This window comes from Amycolatopsis sp. NPDC004378 (genome assembly GCF_053602455.1).
Genome location: NZ_JBSGDR010000007.1, coordinates 317,558 through 334,382 on the forward strand (window position 1 = coordinate 317,558; position 16,825 = coordinate 334,382).

Sequence of the window (16,825 nt, forward strand, 5' to 3'; positions counted from 1 at the left end):
TTCGGTCAGCAGGGAAAAAGAAAACGGGTGTCACGGCCGACGCCATGCCACCCGTTCAGGTGAATGTGGCTACACTTCCACGAACTTCCAGAACCGCGAAACGTGCTCCTCCATGAGCTTGCCGGCCCGGTCCGCGTCCCGGTGCTCGATCGCTTCCGCGATCTCGGTGTGCTCGCGCTGCGCCTGCGCCAGATCCGTGCTCAACCGGTTCTTCTGGAGGTAGAAGTCGTTGAGGTCCCAGGTGTCCATGGCCAGTTCGGCCAGCCGCTGGTTGCCGGAGGCGGCCAGCACGGCCGAGTGGAAGTCCCGGTTGGCCCCGGCGAAGGCGAGTGCGTCGTTCCGCTTGGCCGGGCCGGTGCCGCGCACCAGCATGTCGTCGATCTCGGCCAGCTGGGTGTCGGTCGCGGTGAGCGCCGCGAGCCGGGCGCCCGCTCCCTCGAGGATGCCCGCCACGGCGAAGTGGTCGCGCACCTTGCGTTCGTCCGGGACCGCCACCTGGCAGCCGACCTGCGGAATGACCGAGATGAACCCGGCCGAGGCCAGCCGCATCACCGCGTCCATCACCGGCCGGCGGCTCACGCCGAACTCGGTGGCGAGGTCGTAGGTGCTGAGGATCTCGCCGAACTGGTGGCGTCCTTCGAGCAGCTGGGCGAGGAGCGCCTGGTAGATCTGGTCCGTCTTGGTGACTGACGCGGTCATGGGCATGGGACTATCCGGCCCTTCGGTGCGGGAAGGTCGGTGCGGACGTACTGGTGATCACGCCGAGATTCTAGCGTGTCAGTGACGAACTGTGGCGCACCGAAGCGAAGGCTGTCGCGCGGTGACCGGCTCATTGGGCCGGGTGGAGCAGGGGCTCGCGCCGTCCGGGGCAGTGCTGAAGCCGGAGCGGACGCCCGCTCCGGCTTCAGGTGTCCGCGGTCTTGGTCAGTCCACCGACCAGTCGGTGTCGTCGATCTGTCCGAACATCTTCATGGCGGCTTCGAGGCCGGGCAGGTTGGCCAGCGCCACCGACATGGAGCCGCGGAACTTGACCTTCCGGGTGACCATCGCCTTGGCGGCGGGCAGTTCACCCTCGCCGAGGCGCTGCCAGGTCTCCACTTTGGCCGTCAGCACGAAGTCCGGCTTCACGCCTTCGGCCGGGGCGCCGGCGCGCACGACCTCGCCGGCGTTCACCTCGATCTGGCCCGCGCGGCTCTCGTTCTCCGCGAGCCGGTACTCGACGACCATGCTCAGCTTCTTGAGGCCCTCGCGTGTTGCGTCCGTGGTGTTCCAGAGCTCGGCGTAGGACTTCATCCACTCCGGCGACAGGACGGGTGTTCCCATGGTGCGCTCTCCTTCGGTTCGCCTCCGCGGCGGACAACTGGGGTTTGACAACGAGGCTGAAGATACTAGTATCTTAGAAAGCCAGTCAAGCTGTCGCGGCGGCCCCGGCGCATTGTGGGCCCGCGATTCTTCGGAGGAGACAAAGATGTCCGATGCCAAGGCGGTCACATGTTGAGGAATGAACTCCGGCAGATCCTCGAGAAGGGTTTGCAAGACGTAGAGGCCGACTGGACCGTTCCGGCCGCGATCATCAACGACCCGGAGATGCACGCCGCCGAGCGTGAGCGCGTCTTCGGCCGCTCGTGGGTTTTCCTGGCCCACGAAAGCGAAATCCCGGAGCGCGGCGACTACGTCGTCCGGTACATCTCGGAGGACCAGTTCATCGTCTGCCGGGACGAGGACGGCCAGGTCCGCGGGCACCTGAACAGCTGCCGCCACCGCGGCATGCAGGTGTGCCGCGCGGAAATGGGGAACGCGTCCCACTTCCGCTGCCCGTACCACGGCTGGACCTACAACAACAAAGGCAGTCTCGTCGGCGTGCCGGCCGGGCGCGAGGCGTACGGCAACAAACTGGACAAGTCCCTGTGGCAGCTCAAGCCGGTCCCGCAGCTGGACACCTACAAGGGGCTGATCTTCGGCTGCCTCGACCCGGAAGCCCCGTCCCTGGACGAGTTCCTCGGGGACATGAAGTTCTACCTCGACATCGTCCTGGACCGCAGTGACGCCGGCCTCGAGGTCGTCGGCGCCCCGCAGCGCTGGGTCGTCGACGCGAACTGGAAGCTCGGCGCGGACAACTTCATCGGCGACGCCTACCACACGATGATGACGCACCGGTCCATGGTGGAACTCGGGCTGGCCCCGCCGGACCCGAAGTTCGCGCTCTACGGCGAGCACGTGCACACCGAGCACGGCCACGGCCTCGGCATCATCGGGCCACCGCCGGGCATCCCGCTGCCCGAGTTCCTGGGTATGCCGGAGAACATCGTCGAGCAGCTGCAGCGCCGGCTTTCGCCGGAGCAGGTCGAGGTGTTCCGGCCGGTCGCCTTCATCCACGGCACCGTGTTCCCGAACCTGTCGATCGGCAACTTCCTGATGTCGAAGGACCACGTCTCGCCGCCGACGTCGTTCCTCACGCTCCGGCTGTGGCACCCGCTCGGCCCGGACAAGATGGAGATCATGTCCTTCTTCCTCGTCGAGAAGGAAGCGCCGGACTGGTACAAGGAAGAGAGCTACCAGGCCTACGTGCGCACGTTCGGGATCTCCGGGGCGTTCGAACAGGACGACGCCGAGAACTGGCGCAGCATCACCCGGGTGCTGGGTGCCCAGTACGCCAAGACGATGGAGCTCAACTACCAGATGGGCCGCGGCGTCTACGAGCCCGACCCCGACTGGCCCGGTCCCGGCAAGGCGTTCCCGATGGACTACGCCGAAGCCAACCAGCGCAACTTCATGGAGTACTGGATGCAGCTGATGGTCACGGACCCGGCGCCGCACACCGGAAACGGCAAGGTCTCCGACGCCGCCGCGGCCGAAGCGCTCACGCGGGCGGAGGCGTAGCGACCATGACCACCGCAACCGAGATCACCGACGCCACGGTGCGTGAAGTCACCGAGTGGCTCTTCACCGAAGCCGAACTGCTCGACGCCGGCAAGTACCGCGAGTGGCTCGACCTGGTGGCCGAGGACCTGTCGTACGTCGTGCCGCTGCGGGTCACGCGCGAGCGTGAGGCCGACACGGACATCGTCGAGGGGATGACCCTGATGGACGACGACTGGGACTCGATGGAAATGCGCGTGCTGCGCCTGGAAACCGAGTACGCGTGGGCGGAGGACCCGCCGTCCCGCTCACGGCACTTCGTGACCAACGTCCGGGTCGCCGCCGGCGAGGCGGCGGACGAGGTGGCCGTCAAGTCGAACCTGCTGCTGTACCGCACCCGCGGTGACGTCGCGACGTTCGACATCCTCTCCGGCGAGCGCCACGACGTGCTCCGCCGGGTGGCCGGCGGCTACCGGCTCGCCAAGCGGGTGGTCGTGCTCGACCAGACCACCGTCATGACGCACAACCTCGCCCTGATCATGTGACGGAGGCAGTTCGGTGACCATCATCCACAACGCGGGCCAGGACCCGATCATCCAGATCGCCAACGAGTTCACGGTGATCCAGGTGAGCTACACCAGCACCGGCCAGCGGGAACGCCTCCTGGTCCGCTCGCCCCGGCTCGGGTTCCAGACGCTGCTCGACCCGCTGCAGCTGGAAAGCCTCACCTGGCAGCCGCCCGAAATGTATTCGAAGCTGCTCGACACCCCGTACGGCCCCGGGACGGAGCTCAACGCGCGCCCGCTGTCGGCTCTGCTCGGAAAGGACTGATTCCCATGGGTTTCCTGGACGGGAAGGTCGCACTGGTCACCGGCGGGGGATCGGGGATCGGCCGGGCCGTGGTCGACCTCTACGTGCAAGAGGGCGCGAAGGTCGGCATCCTCGAGATCTCGCCGGAGAAGGCGCGGGACCTGCAGGAGAAACTGCCCGCGGACGCCGTGGTCGTGACGCAGGGCGACGCGACTTCCATGTGGGACAACGAACGCGCCGTCGCGGACGTGACGGAAGCGTTCGGCCCGGTGACCACCGTGGTCTGCGCGGTCGGGGTGTTCGACTACTTCACCGAGCTCCCGCAGCTGCCGAAGGACAAGATCGGCGAGGCGTTCGACCAGCTCTTCTCGGTCAACGTGAAGAGCAACCTCCTCACCGTGAAGGCCGCGCTGGAGCAGCTGATCGAGAACCGGGGCCAGGTCATCCTGACCATTTCCAACGCCGGGTTCTACCCCGGTGGCGGTGGTCCGCTCTACGTGGCGTCGAAGTTCGCCGTCCGCGGCCTGGTGACCGAGCTGGCGTACGAACTTTCCCCGCACGTACGGGTCAACGGCGTGGCCCCCGGCGGCACGATCACGGACCTGCGGGGGATTCCCGCGCTGGCCAACGAAGGTCAGTCGCTCAAGGACGTCCCGGACATCGAAGGCCTGATCAAGGGGATCAACCCCCTGGGTGTCGTCGCCCAGCCGGAGGACCACTCCTGGGCCTACGCGTTCCTCGCCGCCAAGGAACGCGTGCCCGCGGTGACCGGCACGATCATCCACAGCGACGGCGGGCTGGGCGTGCGCGGGATGACGCGCATGGCGGGGCTCGAACCCTGACCCGCCCCCGCACCAAGCGGGGAGACGGCCTCGGAAACCCCGAGTTCCGGGGCCGTCTCCTTTCCACCCTCGAAAGGAGGCGTCGATGAAGACGCTCGTGGCTACCGAAGAAACCCAGGCCGATCCGGACACCGCGCTGTGGATCTGCGATGTCTGCCAGGACGTGTACGACCCCCGCCTCGGCGACCCCGAAGGCGGGATCGAGCCCGGCACGTCCTTCGCCGACATCCCGGACGACTGGGTCTGCCCGGTGTGCGGGGCGCGCAAGAAGGAGTTCCGGATGCTGGCGCCGGGCGAGGAGTACGACGTCGAGGACGACGCCTACGCCGGAGCGCAGGGGTGACCACGCCGGGCCGCGTCCTCGTCTGCCTCAAGCAGGTCCCGGTGCCGGGCCGGGGCGTCTTCGACGAACGGACGAAACGGATTCGCCGGGACGACGACCAGGTCGTCACCAACCCGCCGGACCTGCATGCGCTGGCGCAGGCGCTGACCCTGCGGGCGGAGACCGGCTGGGAGGTGGTGGCCGTGACGATGGGGCCGCCCGCGGCCGCGGAGACCCTGCTCGACGCGCTGCGCCGGGGGGCCGACCGGGCCGTGCACCTGGTCGACCGCCGCTTCGCCGGCGCCGACACCCTGGCGACGGCCCGCACCCTGGCGCGGCTCGTCGAGCGGGAGCGGCCGAACCTGGTCCTCACCGGCCGGTGGACGCTTGACGGCGGCACCGCCCAGGTCGGCCCGCAGGTCGCGGAGCTGGCCGGGCTGCCGCAGCTGACCCAGGCCACGAGCCTGCGGATCGGCGACGGTGTGCTCGCCGCGGACGTCGAAACCGACGTCGGCCGGGAAGCCTGGACCGTCGCGCTGCCCGCCGTGGTCGCCGTCGGGCGGGGCACCGAGCCACCGTGGGTGACCGAGGCCGACGCGTCGGCCGTCGAAACCCTCACCGCCGAGGACCTCGGGGGAGGACCGAAGGACTTCGGCACCCGCGGTTCCCCGACCTTCGTGGCCGAGATCCGGCACGAGGCGCGCGAACGCCGGGCCGAGTACGTCGGGGCCGGGTTCGACACCGCGGAACTGCTGGAGGCGGCCTTCGCGCAGCTCGAGCCCGAGGCCGAAGTCGTCGTGCCCACGCCGTCGCGCGAGATCTGGACGGTCGCCGAGCCACTACCCGGCGGCGGCCTCCACCCGGCGAGTCTCGAAGCGCTGGCCTGCGCCCGCTCGGTCGCGGGCGCGCTGCGGGCCACGATCGTGGCGGTGCTGCCGTGCGACGAGCCGCACGACCTCCCCCGCGTGCTCTACGCGCACGGGGCCGACCGGGTGCTGGTGCTGCGGGGCACCGAGCCGGCGGACTACCGCACGGACCTGGTCACCGACGCGTTGAGCACGGCGATCGCCGCGCACGCGCCGTTCGCGGTGATCGCGCCCTTCAGCGCGCGTGGCCGCGACTACGCCCCGCGTGTCGCCGCCCGGCTCGGGCTCGGCCTGACCGGCGACTTCACCGCACTGGAAGTCCGTGACGCCGACACCGACGAGCCCGACCTGCTCTGGCTCAAACCGGCGCTGTCGGCGGACGTCGTCGCGCCCGTGATCGCGCACTCCACGCCGTCGATGGGCACGTTGCGGCCCGGTTCCTTCACCGCGCGAGCGGTTCGCGACCAGCGGGAGCCGGACGTCGAGTTCGCCGGTGGCACGGCGACGGGTGACGCGTCGTGCACCGCGCTCGAGCGCCGGGTCGAGCGTCCGGACGGACCGCGGATCGCCGCGGCCCGGCTGGTCATCGGGCTCGGGCCCGGCCTGGGCACCGGGGCCCGCCGCGTCGCCGAACGCGTCGCCGCGACACCGGGCATCGCGCTCGTCGCGACGGCCGCCGCGGTCGCCGCGGGGGAGGCGCCGCCGCAGCTCGAGATCGGCCCACTGGCCCGCAGCATCGCACCCGCGGTCTACCTCGGGTTCGGGCGGCACGACCTCGGCACGCTGCAGGCGGTCAAGGCCGCCGGCCGGATCGTCGTCGTCGACCCGGGCGCGTGGCTCGACGCCTTCACCGGTCTCGTCGACACCGTCGTCACCGCGAACGTCGAGGGCGTCTTGCTGGACCTGCTGCTGGCGACGGCCGGAGCGGTCGCCAGCTGAAACCCGGAAACCCGAGGAGGACCATGAGTACCGCCGCGCCGGCGAGCGTCGACCCGAGGCGGTTTCGCGACGCCATGGGCCGGTTCGCCACCGGCATCACGATCATCAGCACGCCGACCCCGGCGGGGCCGCACTGCATGACCGCCAACGGTTTCATGTCGGTGTCCCTCGTACCCGCCCTCGTCGTGGTGTCCATCGCCCGACACGCCAGGATGCACGATCTCCTCGTGGAGAGCGGCGTCTACGGCGTCAGCGTCCTCGCCGCGGACCAGGAACCGCTCAGCACGCACTTCAGCGGCCGGCCGGACCCGGACCTGCGGCCACGGTTCGACGACCACGCCGGGGTCCCCCTCGTGGCCGGGGCGCTGGCCCAGGTGGCCGCGGAGATCGTCGAGGCACACCCCGCCGGTGACCACACGTTGTTCGTCGGCCAGGTCCGCCACCTCGCCGACAGTGCGGGCGAGCCACTGGTGTTCCACTCCGGCCGCTACCGGCACCTGCTCAGCCCGGCGGCGGACCCGGAGTACTCCGACGCCTGGTCCGGCTTCTGCCTGGATCCGTTCGGCGCCTGACCCCTGGAGGTATCGCATGCCCACCCGCCCGACCCGGTGGCTGCCGTGAACACCGCCGTCCGCGAAGCGGCGGACCGGCTGCAGAACGCCGTCGACACCGGCAAGCCGTGCCTGCCGATCCGCGACCTGTTCACCTTCGGCGACATCGAGGCCGCCTACGCGGTCCAGCGACTGAACACCGAGCGCGCACTGGCCGCGGGCCGGCGGCCGGCCGGCCGCAAGATCGGCCTGACCTCGCCGGCCGTCCAGCGCCAGCTGGGGGTCGCCCAGCCCGATTTCGGTGCGCTGTTCGCCGACATGGCCGTGGCCGACGGCGGCACCGTGCCCGCCCGCCGGCTGCTGCAACCCAAGATCGAGGCCGAGGTCGCCCTGGTGCTGGCCGACGACCTGCCGGACCCGGTCTGCACCGCGGCGGACGTGATGCGCGCCACCGGCTTCGCGGTGCCCGCGCTGGAGATCGTGGACAGCCGGATCACCGACTGGGACATCTCCATCGTGGACACGGTCGCGGACAACGCGTCATCCGGCCTGTTCGTACTGGGCGGCACCCGGGTGCCGCTGGACCGGGTGGACCTGCGGACGGTGCGGATGACGTTGTCCCGCAACGGCAAGGTGGTCTCGGCGGGCACCGGCGCCGACTGCCTCGGCAGCCCCCTGGCCGCCGCCCGCTGGCTGGCATCCACGTCGGCCCGCCGGGGAGATCCCCTGCAGGCGGGCGACATCGTGCTGACCGGCGCACTCGGTCCCATGGTCCCCGTCACACCAGGAGACGTCTTCCACGCCGAGATTTCCGGCCTCGGCTCGGTGCGGGTCGCCTTCGCACCCGAAGGCGAATCGCGGTGAGACTTTTCGGGAGTGATCGCGTTCTGCAAGCCACTGAGGAACCTGGTCCAAGAGGCCTTCCTCCGGCAGGCCGGCGACCTCTGCCCCGGTAGCTTTGGTCTTGCGGAGCGTCAACGAAACGTCGCTCTGGTCGTACTCGACTCGCAGGTAGTGCCCCAGAGTCCGATCCCGGTGTCGGAAGTGTGGCAAGGGCCAGGCAGCCGGGTCGAAGTTCGGGTCCTTACCGATGATGGGCCATTCGCCGTCACGCAGACCAAGGTGCCCGAACTGCCGGACCCAGACTGCGTCGCCGGACTTCAGGGCGCGCATATCATCGAGCAACGGCGGGCTGCTGCGGCGAGGACCGAAGAAGTAGCCGAAAAGCACGGACCGGTGCTTTTTGCCCCGCCGGGCGAGTACACCGGCCGCGTATCCGCCGGAGTCGAGGGGTACGGCGAACCAGGTGCCTTCGCCGTACCGCGGCTTCTCTCCGGTCACTACAGCTCCACGATGTACCTGCAGGCCGCTTCGATGTACTTGCCGATGTTACCGTTCCGGGGGCCGATGACTCGCCGGAGCAGTGATGCGGCCTGACGACGCTTTGCGTTCCCGCTGGCGGGCGCGGACGAGCGGTCCCTTCGGGATGATGTCCCGATGATCGACAGGGGGACTCCGCGCACGGTGCCGCTGCCCGGCCAGGTGTGGGGAACGAGCGCCTTGGGGAGTTCACCAAGCGCAAGCCCGCACCTGGTGACCTTCCGCGGTGTCTACGAACTGGTTCCGGTCGCAGACAGCCTCGGCCTGTTCGCTGCGGCTGCCCGCTGTGCGGGACGTCATCCGCGGGCAAACCCGACGGTCGAGCTGTCTCCCTACGCTGACCAGCGTGTTCAAGGGGACGGTGGGACGACCCTGGTGCCTGGCTACTGTTCCGGCCACGGAATTTCTCGGATGGCGCCATGGCCGAAGGCGACCGGCATCGCGAGCGTGGTCTCCTTGGGCGGTGGACTGCATTACGAACCCAGGTGTCTGACATCGCCTAGGCGAGTAACTGCCTGTCCCGCGGTTGGCCTTGGGGACCAGGCAGTGCGGCAGCAAGGACGGTCACCGTGGAGACCGTCGCTGCCACCGGGACCCGCCCGGATGTGTCAGCACCCGTAGTGGATCCTCCTGAGGCCGACCCACAGCGAGCCCTCATCGGTTTGCAAGCAACAGGTGATGTCCACGGTTGAGCCGCCGTCGCCGACGGTGTTGCTTGCCCAGAGCGCCTCGCCACCGCTGGTGTACACCACGAAGTTGCCATCACCCTGGTAAGTGGCATAACTACCGGGCCACCCATTGGTGTTGGACGCCCAGCACACCTTCCAGCTGAGGCCGGGCGCGTACTCGACCAGGTTGCCGTCCGTCTGCATTCTCAGGATGTAGTTGCCACCCTCGGAGTCGAGGTAGTCGTCGGGAGCCATCACGTCGCCCCTGAAGAGCGAGTGGCCGTGGTAGGTCGCGGGGCTCGCCGGAGCGGCGTTCGCCGTCGCCATCGTCAGTGGAGTCATCAGCAGAGCACAGAGTGCTGCGACACCCATCGTCCGGGTGATCAGCTTCTTTCGCATGAACTCTCCCCTTCGGTGGTCGACGCAGCGGGCGGCGTCAACGCGTGACGTCTCCCGGCTGCAGGCTTCCAGCCTTACGGGGGCGTGCGGGCCGCAGCAAGGCTTTCGATGGTCGTCGAAACGGCTCCGCCGCCTGCGGCCTGCTGTGGAACACGGTGATCTGTTGCGTCTGCCGTCCGCCTTGGCGATTCAAGAGTCATGCACCTCATAGGTGGCCGAGAAGTCCTGGCCGCCGTAGTGAGCCGGAACCGCCACTGGACCCACTGCGACTCGAGCCGAAGCTGACTCCGTGCTCGGCAGGTAGCGAAGCGGGTAGCGCCTGCCGGGCATGCCGAAGTCGTCGAGGACAAGATGTCCGGGGCCGGGCTGGGGTTGTTCGCTCTTCCCGATCGGGGCACTCGATCGCGGCGGTTCCTCCCCGGCATCTCGTAGAGCGGCGAGATCTTGGTGTTGGAGACCTGGGCGGCCGGTTCCGCCGGGTACGTGCGCATCGCCCCCACCTAAGGTAAAGGCGCTTTAATGGCCGGGAATCAGTTGTTTGAATACGCCGGGGAAGACTTCACTCCAATGGCTGATGGTCGCGATCATGGGGCGCGTTAGATTTCCCCTGCGGCTCCGGGTTTCCGGGCAGCTGACTTGAGTGCCTCTCGCAGGCTGCCTTGGGGGACGGTTCCGTTATGTTCGGTTCGTACGTCGGCGCGCGCAAAAGATCCCGCACTCGATTCGCTCGAGTCCTCACTGTCGTCCTGAGCGTGGTGGCGTTGATGTCCGGCCTGGTCTCGGCTGTGCAGGCGAAGCCGCTGACGGCCGCGCGGCCCGGTCCGGCCGCGTCGGCGAAGCCCGCCGATTTCGGTCCGGACGCGGCGACGTCCGCGGACGTCGCCGTCGACGGCTGGGGTGACGCGCAGGGCTATCACCTCGACGTCGGCCGGGAGAGCAGTGGCTTCGTCTGGCACGAAGCTGCGCTGATCCATCCCGCCGGGTTCGACGACTCCTCCTGGACCGGCTACCAATGCCTGTCCGGCGACGGCCGGTTCGCCGCGCTGGCGATCCTGCCCGCCTCGGCGGTGAACACCCAGGTTGCCCGCGATCACGGTGCCTTCGCCTACTCGGTCGACCTTGCTTCGGGGGCGGTGCACGCTCTCGCCGGCAGTGTCGGCCTGAAGTACTACTCGCCCGGCTGTGGGGCCGGGGACGCCGCCGTGTTCACCGTCGCGATCGACCAGAAGACCCGGTTGCTGACCGCGGACCTCGCTGCCGGGAAGATCATCGGCTCGGTCACCGCGCCGGGGCAGATCACCTCGGCCGTGCCCACCCCGACCGGCATCGTCGGTGCCGCGGGCAACCGGCTGGTTTCCGTGCCCGCGATGGGCAGCCCGGCCGTCATCGCATCCGTCGCCGGTGCGGTGTACGACGTGCGGCCCTCGGCTGACGGCGGCTTGAGCTTCCTGCACACCGCACCCGGCGCGAAGGTCGCGACCGCGGCCCACGAGCACGGCGGCGCGGTCACGACCCTCGGCACCGGCGACCTCACCCGCGTGCAGCTGTCCCAGGGCCGCGGTGGGCACGCCATCCTGTCCGGTGCCACGACGGCCGGTGCGAGCGTGCTGGCCGCGGCGAACGTCACGGCCGTCGCGGACACCCCGCTCGCCCGCGGTGCTTCGACGGCGTCGCTCGACGGCGACGCGCTGCTCGGCCCGGACGCCGACGGACAGAAGACCACGCCGGCCGTCCTGGCGACGAAAACGGGCAAGGTCTTCTCACCGGCCGTCGCGCCGACCTCGGCCCGGGCCGCCACGGCGGTACCCACGTACTCGGCGGCATCGGGAAACAGGACGCAGGCACCGCACGCGAACCGCCTGAGCCCGAAGGCCGACGCGGCACCAGCGGCCAACGCCGCGCCGAACACCACCCAGGCGCAGACGCCGAAGTGCGCGGTGCCGCCGCTGAACGCCAACCGCCAGGTCATGCAGCCGAACCCGGCGCAGGTGAACTGGGCGGTGCAACTGGCCGAGCAGGGCCTGCTGACCGGCAGTGCGTACACGCGTCCGGCGAACTTCGCGAACCTGGGACTCGTCGGGTACGCGCCCAACAGCGACTTCCCGCTGATCCCGCTCTCGCACCCTTCGGGCGGGACGAACACCGTGCCGCGGTCGATCTTCGAGGGCATCATGGCCCAGGAGTCGAACTGGTCCCAGGCCTCCTGGCACGCCCCCGCCGGCACCGCGGGTGACCCGCTGGTCGCCAGCTACTACGGCGCCGGCGGCGACATCGTCTCCATCAACTACGCCGCTTCCGACTGCGGGTACGGGATCAGCCAGGTCACCGACGGCATGCACATCGGCGACAGCTCGCTCTCCGCGCACGGGCAGTGGAAGATCGCGGTCGACTACCAGGAGAACATCGCCGCCGGTCTGCAGATCCTGGAGACCACCTGGAACCAGCTCTACGCCGCGGGGATCACCGCGAACAACGCCGACCCGCGGTATCTGGAGAACTGGTACTTCGCGGCCTGGGCGTACAACTCGGGCGTCCAGCCGAACGCGGCGAACGGCAACACCACCGGCTGCACCCCGGGCCCGTCCTGCACCGGTCCGCACGGGACCTGGGGCCTGGGCTGGACGAACAACCCGGCGAACCTGGACTACCCGCCCAACCGCGACCCGTACCTGCAGGACACCTACGCCGACGCGGCGCACCCGGCGAGCTGGCCGTACCAGGAGCGCGTGCTCGGCTGGACGGCGAGCCCACTGATCCGCTACGGCAGCCCGGCCTACGCGAAGCCGACCTACAACGGCGGTCAGCGCTGGGTGCAGCCGGCGCCGTTCACCGCGATGTGTTCCCTGTCCGCGAACCAGTGCGACCCGAACAACACCAACACGTCCAACCCCGGCGCCAGCCACTGCATGCTGGATGACTTCCAGTGCTGGTGGCACGACCCGGTGACGTGGATCCCGAACTGCGCCACGACATGCGCGACGAGCCCGTACGCGGTGTCGGGCGGAAGTGAACCCGGGAACCCGACGCAGAACCCGCCGACGTGCAGCCAGGACACCTCGAAGGTGCCCAGCGGGTCGATCATCGTCGACGACGAACCGAACCGCCTCAACCTGCAGGGCTGCGGCGGCGCGAACTGGTCGAGCAACGGCACGTTCACCTACACCTACGGCACCAACTCCGCGGGTGACCCGATCGGTGCGATCGACACCCACCAGCTCGGCACCGGCCTCGGCGGCCGGGTGCTGTTCACCCACACCGAAGACGGCACGAACCCGGCCCTGATCAACACCGGGGTGTGGACGCCCAACCTGCCGTCGCTGCAGTACTACAAGGTCAAGCTGCACATCCCCGGCCTCGGCGCGGAAGCGACCAACGTCGTCTACACCATCAACCCCGGCGGCGGGGTCTCGCCGTGGAAGATCCGCATCAACCAAGCCTGGAACTCCGAGCAGTGGGTCACCATCGGGACGTTCGCCATGCAGAACGGCGGCAACGTCACCCTGAACAACGTCGGTAGTTCCAAGGACAACGGGGGCTTCGGCTACTCCGACTTCGACGTGGCCTTCGACGCGATCGCGTTCGTTCCCCAGGGCGGTACACCCGGGCAGCCGATCGGCGGCCCGCCGGGCATCCAGGACGCGCCCAGGGGGTCCAACCCGGCGTTCATCGCGTGCGGCTGCGCGCGACGGACCGCGGGCGACCCGGTCGACACGTCCACCGGCTACTTCGGCGACACCTTCACCGACCTGACCACGCCGGGCCGGGGCAAGGCGCTGGCCTTCACACGCAGTTACGCCGAAGGTATCGCCGATCCCAACGGCCCCAACAAGACACTGGCCGCGGACGGTCCCTTTGGCTGGGGCTGGACCTATTCGTACAACGTGACCGCGACGACTGCTGCGGACGGCGGGGTGACGATCCGGCAGGAGGACGGTTCGCAGGTCGCCTTCGTCGCTTCGTCCGGCACCTACACCACGGCGGCGCCGAGGTTCGACGCGACATTGGTCAAGACCGGCTCGAACTACGTGTACACCAGGCGCGGCAAGGACATCTTCACCTTCGACGCGACGAGTGGCCGGCTCACCGGCGAGACGGACCTCGCCGGCAGCAAGGCGAACCCGCCGTACCAGACCACCCTCGCCTACGACGGCGCCGGCCACCTGGCGACGATCACCGACCCGGCCGGTCGCGCGTACACGCTGACCTGGACCGGCAACCACATCACCGGGCTGGACGACACCGCCGGCCGGCACGTCTCCTACACCTACGACAGCGACGGCAACCTGACCGACGTCATCGACGTGGGCGGCGGGCACGCGCAGTACGGCTACGCCGCGGGGCACCTGATGACGGCCATGCGGTCGGCCAAGAACTACAACGGTCCGGCGAACGCGGTCACCGCCATGGCCTACGACAGCGCCGAGCGCGTCACCAGCCAGACCGATCCCGATGGCGGCGTCACCACCTTCGGCTACCCCGCGGCCGGCCAGACGCTGGTCACCGACGCGGGCGGGCACAAGACGCTCGACACGTACCAGAACGGGCTGCTGGTCTCGGAGACCAAGGGCTATGGCACGGCGGACGCCGGCACGTCGAGCTTCACCTACGATCCCGTGACACTCGGCGTGTCCACGGCGACGGACGCCGACGGCAACGTGCGCACGTTCAGCTACGACGACCACGGCAACAAGACGGCGGAGTCCGACCCGCTCGGCTTCACGACGAACTACTTCTACGACGGCAACGACAACCTGGTCGAGACGATCGACGCGAACGGGGTCGCCACGGTCACGACGTACGACCCGAACACCGCCGCGCCGACGTCGACCACGATCACCAAGGCGAACAACGTCGTCGAGTCGATCACCGGCAACTTCGGGCCGGCGCCGACGCGCACCGCCCGGTCGTACTACGACGACGCCGCGCACCCCGCCGACCTGAGCCGGTCGGTCGATGCGAACGGCAAGACCACGACGTTCACCTACGACCCGGCCGGGGACAAGGCGACCGTCACCGACGCGGTCGGGGACAAGACCCAGTTCGGCTACAACACCGGCACCGGCTGGCTCACCTCGGCGACCGATCCCAACGGCAAGACCACGTCCTACACCCTGGACGCGTTCGGTCAGCTTCTCAAGACCACCGATCCGCTGGGGCACAACAGTTCGGTCACCTACGACTCCGATCACCAGCGGACGTCGACGACCGACGCGAACAACCGCACGACGACCACGACGTTCGACGCCGCCGACCGGGCCACCACGGTCACCCAAGCGGACAAGACCGCTCAGGTCACCGACTACAACGCGGACGGCACGATCGCCGACACCAAGGACGCGTTGGGGAACACGACGTCCTATGGCTACGACGGCCAGGGCCGCCAGGTCTCCAGAACGGACCCGGACCACCGCGTCACCAGCCGGCGGCTGGACCCCGCCGGCCTCGGCGTGACCGCGACCGACGCCACCGGCCGGGTTACCACGAAGGGTTACGACGCCGCCGGTCGGCTCACCACCCTGTCCTATTCGGACGGTGTGACGCCCGCTGTCTCCTACGGTTACGACCCGGTGGGCGCGCGCGTCTCGCGAACCGACGGCACCGGCAAGTCGACCTGGACCTACGACGCCTTCGGCGAGGTCACCGCGCAGACCCAGGGCTCCGGCGCGGCGGTGGGGTACGGCTACGACAACGCCGGCAACCTGACGTCGATCGCCTACCCGGGTCAGACCACGCCGGTGGCGCGGTCCTTCGATGACGCCGAGCGGCTGACCAAGGTGACCGACTGGAACGGGAACGCCACCGGGTTCGGTTACAACGCCGACGGACAGGTCACCACGATCGCCTATCCCAACGGCGTGACGGTCACCAACAGCTACAACGACGCCGATCAGCTTACTGGGACGGCCGCCGGCACGGTGCTCTCGCTCGGCTACGGGCGCGACGCGCTCGGCCAGGTGTCCTCGGTGACCGCGGACGGCGCGACCGGCGACGTCAGCTACAGCCCGCGGGAGCAGCTGGCCGGCGCGAAGGGCGTGTCCTTCGGCTATGACGCGGCCAACAACCCGACCACGGTCGGATCACTCGCGCAGTCGTTCGACCCGGCCGGGCAGCTGACCGCGGACACGTTCGACGGCAACGGAAACCGCACCAAGGCCGGCTCGGCGGCGTACGGCTACGACCAGGCCGCGCGCCTGACGTCGTACAGCGGCGCGGGCGGGTCGGCGACCTACACCTACAACGGTGATGGTCTGCGGGCGACGAAGACGCTGGCCGGCCGGACCACCACCTTCGTCTGGGACGCGGAGTCCACGCCGAACGTGCTGTCCGACGGCGACCACCAATTCGTGTACGGCCCCGACGGCCTGCCGATCGAACAGGTCGGCACGGCCGGCACGGCCTGGTTCGTACACGACCAGGTCGGCTCGACGGCCGCGTTGCTCGACAACGCGGGACGGCTGGTCAGCCGCGACACGTACACCCCCTACGGTGCGGTGAGCACGACCGGCACGGTGACGACGCCGCTGCTGTTCACCGGCCAGTACACGGACGCCGAGTCGGGGCTGGTGTACCTCAGGGCCCGGTACTACGACCCGGTGTCGGCCCTGTTCCTGACGCCGGATCCGTTGGTCGACAAGACCCGCACGCCGTACGCGTACGCGGGCGGGAACCCCGTCAACTACACCGATCCCACGGGCCTTTGCGGCTTCTGGGAATGCCTCGGGATCGGCGCGGCGGTCGCGGGGGCCGCGCTCGGCATCGGCGCGTGCATCGTGCTCGAACCGTGCGGCGCCGTGGCGACCGTCGCACTGGCCGGCGGCGGAACCGCGCTGGCCATCGACGGCGGGGTCCTGGTGGGTGCCGGCCTGGTCGGCTCCGCGGTCGCCGTCGGCGGGGTCGCGGTCGCGCACACGGCAGCCGGGGACGGCGGCTCGACCGCGCCACGGGACGTCCACGGCCAGGTACAGTCCGGCGGCCGGCAGATCGACGTCAACCACGTCTGGCAGAACGGCGACCTCTACTTCGACGCCAACAGCGGCAACATGATCCGGGTCCTCGAGACAGGGGACGGCAACGTGGACGTGGTCATCCGGGACCCGGCCAACCCGAGTGGCCGGCCGATCACCTCGTTCCACAGCACCCTGAAGTACGTGGAGAAGCAGCTGGCCTGCGGTAGCTGGGAGTGAACGCC

Annotated in this window: 12 protein-coding genes and 1 pseudogene; 9 read left to right on the forward strand and 4 right to left on the reverse strand. The window is 69.5% G+C overall.

The window, feature by feature from the left end:
* Positions 1 to 69 precede the first annotated feature (69 nt).
* Positions 70 to 699, reverse strand: a complete 630-nt coding sequence (locus ACWEN0_RS23205) for a GntR family transcriptional regulator (RefSeq protein WP_451977011.1) — start codon at positions 697 to 699, stop codon at positions 70 to 72.
* 225 nt (positions 700 to 924) lie between these two features.
* Complete coding sequence (locus tag ACWEN0_RS23210; RefSeq protein WP_451977014.1) at positions 925 to 1,323, reverse strand: SCP2 sterol-binding domain-containing protein; 399 nt, start codon at positions 1,321 to 1,323, stop codon at positions 925 to 927.
* 168 nt (positions 1,324 to 1,491) lie between these two features.
* Here ACWEN0_RS23210 and ACWEN0_RS23215 point away from each other — a divergent pair, with 168 nt between their 5' ends.
* The 8 genes from ACWEN0_RS23215 (at position 1,492) to ACWEN0_RS23250 (ending at position 8,053) form a co-directional block, all read left to right on the forward strand.
* On the forward strand, positions 1,492 to 2,880 hold the full coding sequence (locus tag ACWEN0_RS23215; protein ID WP_451977017.1) for a Rieske 2Fe-2S domain-containing protein: 1,389 nt from the start codon (positions 1,492 to 1,494) through the stop codon (positions 2,878 to 2,880).
* A 5-nt stretch (positions 2,881 to 2,885) separates the two neighbouring features.
* Complete coding sequence (locus ACWEN0_RS23220; RefSeq protein ID WP_451977020.1) at positions 2,886 to 3,404, forward strand: aromatic-ring-hydroxylating dioxygenase subunit beta; 519 nt, start codon at positions 2,886 to 2,888, stop codon at positions 3,402 to 3,404.
* A gap of 13 nt (positions 3,405 to 3,417) precedes the next feature.
* Positions 3,418 to 3,690 carry a dihydrodiol dehydrogenase gene (locus ACWEN0_RS23225; RefSeq protein WP_451977023.1) on the forward strand — a complete coding sequence of 91 codons (273 nt, stop codon included), beginning with the start codon at positions 3,418 to 3,420 and terminating at the stop codon, positions 3,688 to 3,690.
* 5 nt (positions 3,691 to 3,695) lie between these two features.
* Entirely contained in the window at positions 3,696 to 4,511 is an 816-nt protein-coding gene (hcaB, locus tag ACWEN0_RS23230; protein WP_451977026.1) for a 3-(cis-5,6-dihydroxycyclohexa-1,3-dien-1-yl)propanoate dehydrogenase, read from the forward strand.
* Positions 4,512 to 4,596: 85 nt separating this feature from the next.
* On the forward strand, positions 4,597 to 4,854 hold the full coding sequence (locus tag ACWEN0_RS23235; protein WP_290057902.1) for a rubredoxin: 258 nt from the start codon (positions 4,597 to 4,599) through the stop codon (positions 4,852 to 4,854).
* Positions 4,851 to 6,638 carry an electron transfer flavoprotein gene (locus ACWEN0_RS23240; RefSeq protein WP_451977029.1) on the forward strand — a complete coding sequence of 596 codons (1,788 nt, stop codon included), beginning with the start codon at positions 4,851 to 4,853 and terminating at the stop codon, positions 6,636 to 6,638. The genes ACWEN0_RS23235 and ACWEN0_RS23240 overlap by 4 nt, the downstream gene beginning before the upstream one ends.
* Positions 6,639 to 6,661: 23 nt before the next feature.
* On the forward strand, positions 6,662 to 7,210 hold the full coding sequence (locus ACWEN0_RS23245; RefSeq protein WP_451977032.1) for a flavin reductase family protein: 549 nt from the start codon (positions 6,662 to 6,664) through the stop codon (positions 7,208 to 7,210).
* 45 nt (positions 7,211 to 7,255) lie between these two features.
* A complete protein-coding gene (locus tag ACWEN0_RS23250) occupies positions 7,256 to 8,053 on the forward strand; it encodes a 2-keto-4-pentenoate hydratase (RefSeq protein WP_451977034.1) in 798 nt (265 codons plus the stop codon).
* Positions 8,054 to 8,278: 225 nt separating this feature from the next.
* On the opposite strand, the pseudogene ACWEN0_RS23255 reads toward ACWEN0_RS23250, so the two are convergent.
* Positions 8,279 to 8,530 (reverse strand): annotated as a pseudogene (locus ACWEN0_RS23255) (Imm26 family immunity protein); the annotation flags it as partial.
* A gap of 647 nt (positions 8,531 to 9,177) precedes the next feature.
* Positions 9,178 to 9,636 (reverse strand): hypothetical protein, encoded by a 459-nt coding sequence (locus tag ACWEN0_RS23260; protein ID WP_451977037.1) that lies wholly within the window; start codon positions 9,634 to 9,636, stop codon positions 9,178 to 9,180.
* 764 nt (positions 9,637 to 10,400) lie between these two features.
* Here ACWEN0_RS23260 and ACWEN0_RS23265 point away from each other — a divergent pair.
* Entirely contained in the window at positions 10,401 to 16,820 is a 6,420-nt protein-coding gene (locus ACWEN0_RS23265) for an RHS repeat-associated core domain-containing protein (RefSeq protein ID WP_451977039.1), read from the forward strand.
* Positions 16,821 to 16,825: the final 5 nt, after the last annotated feature.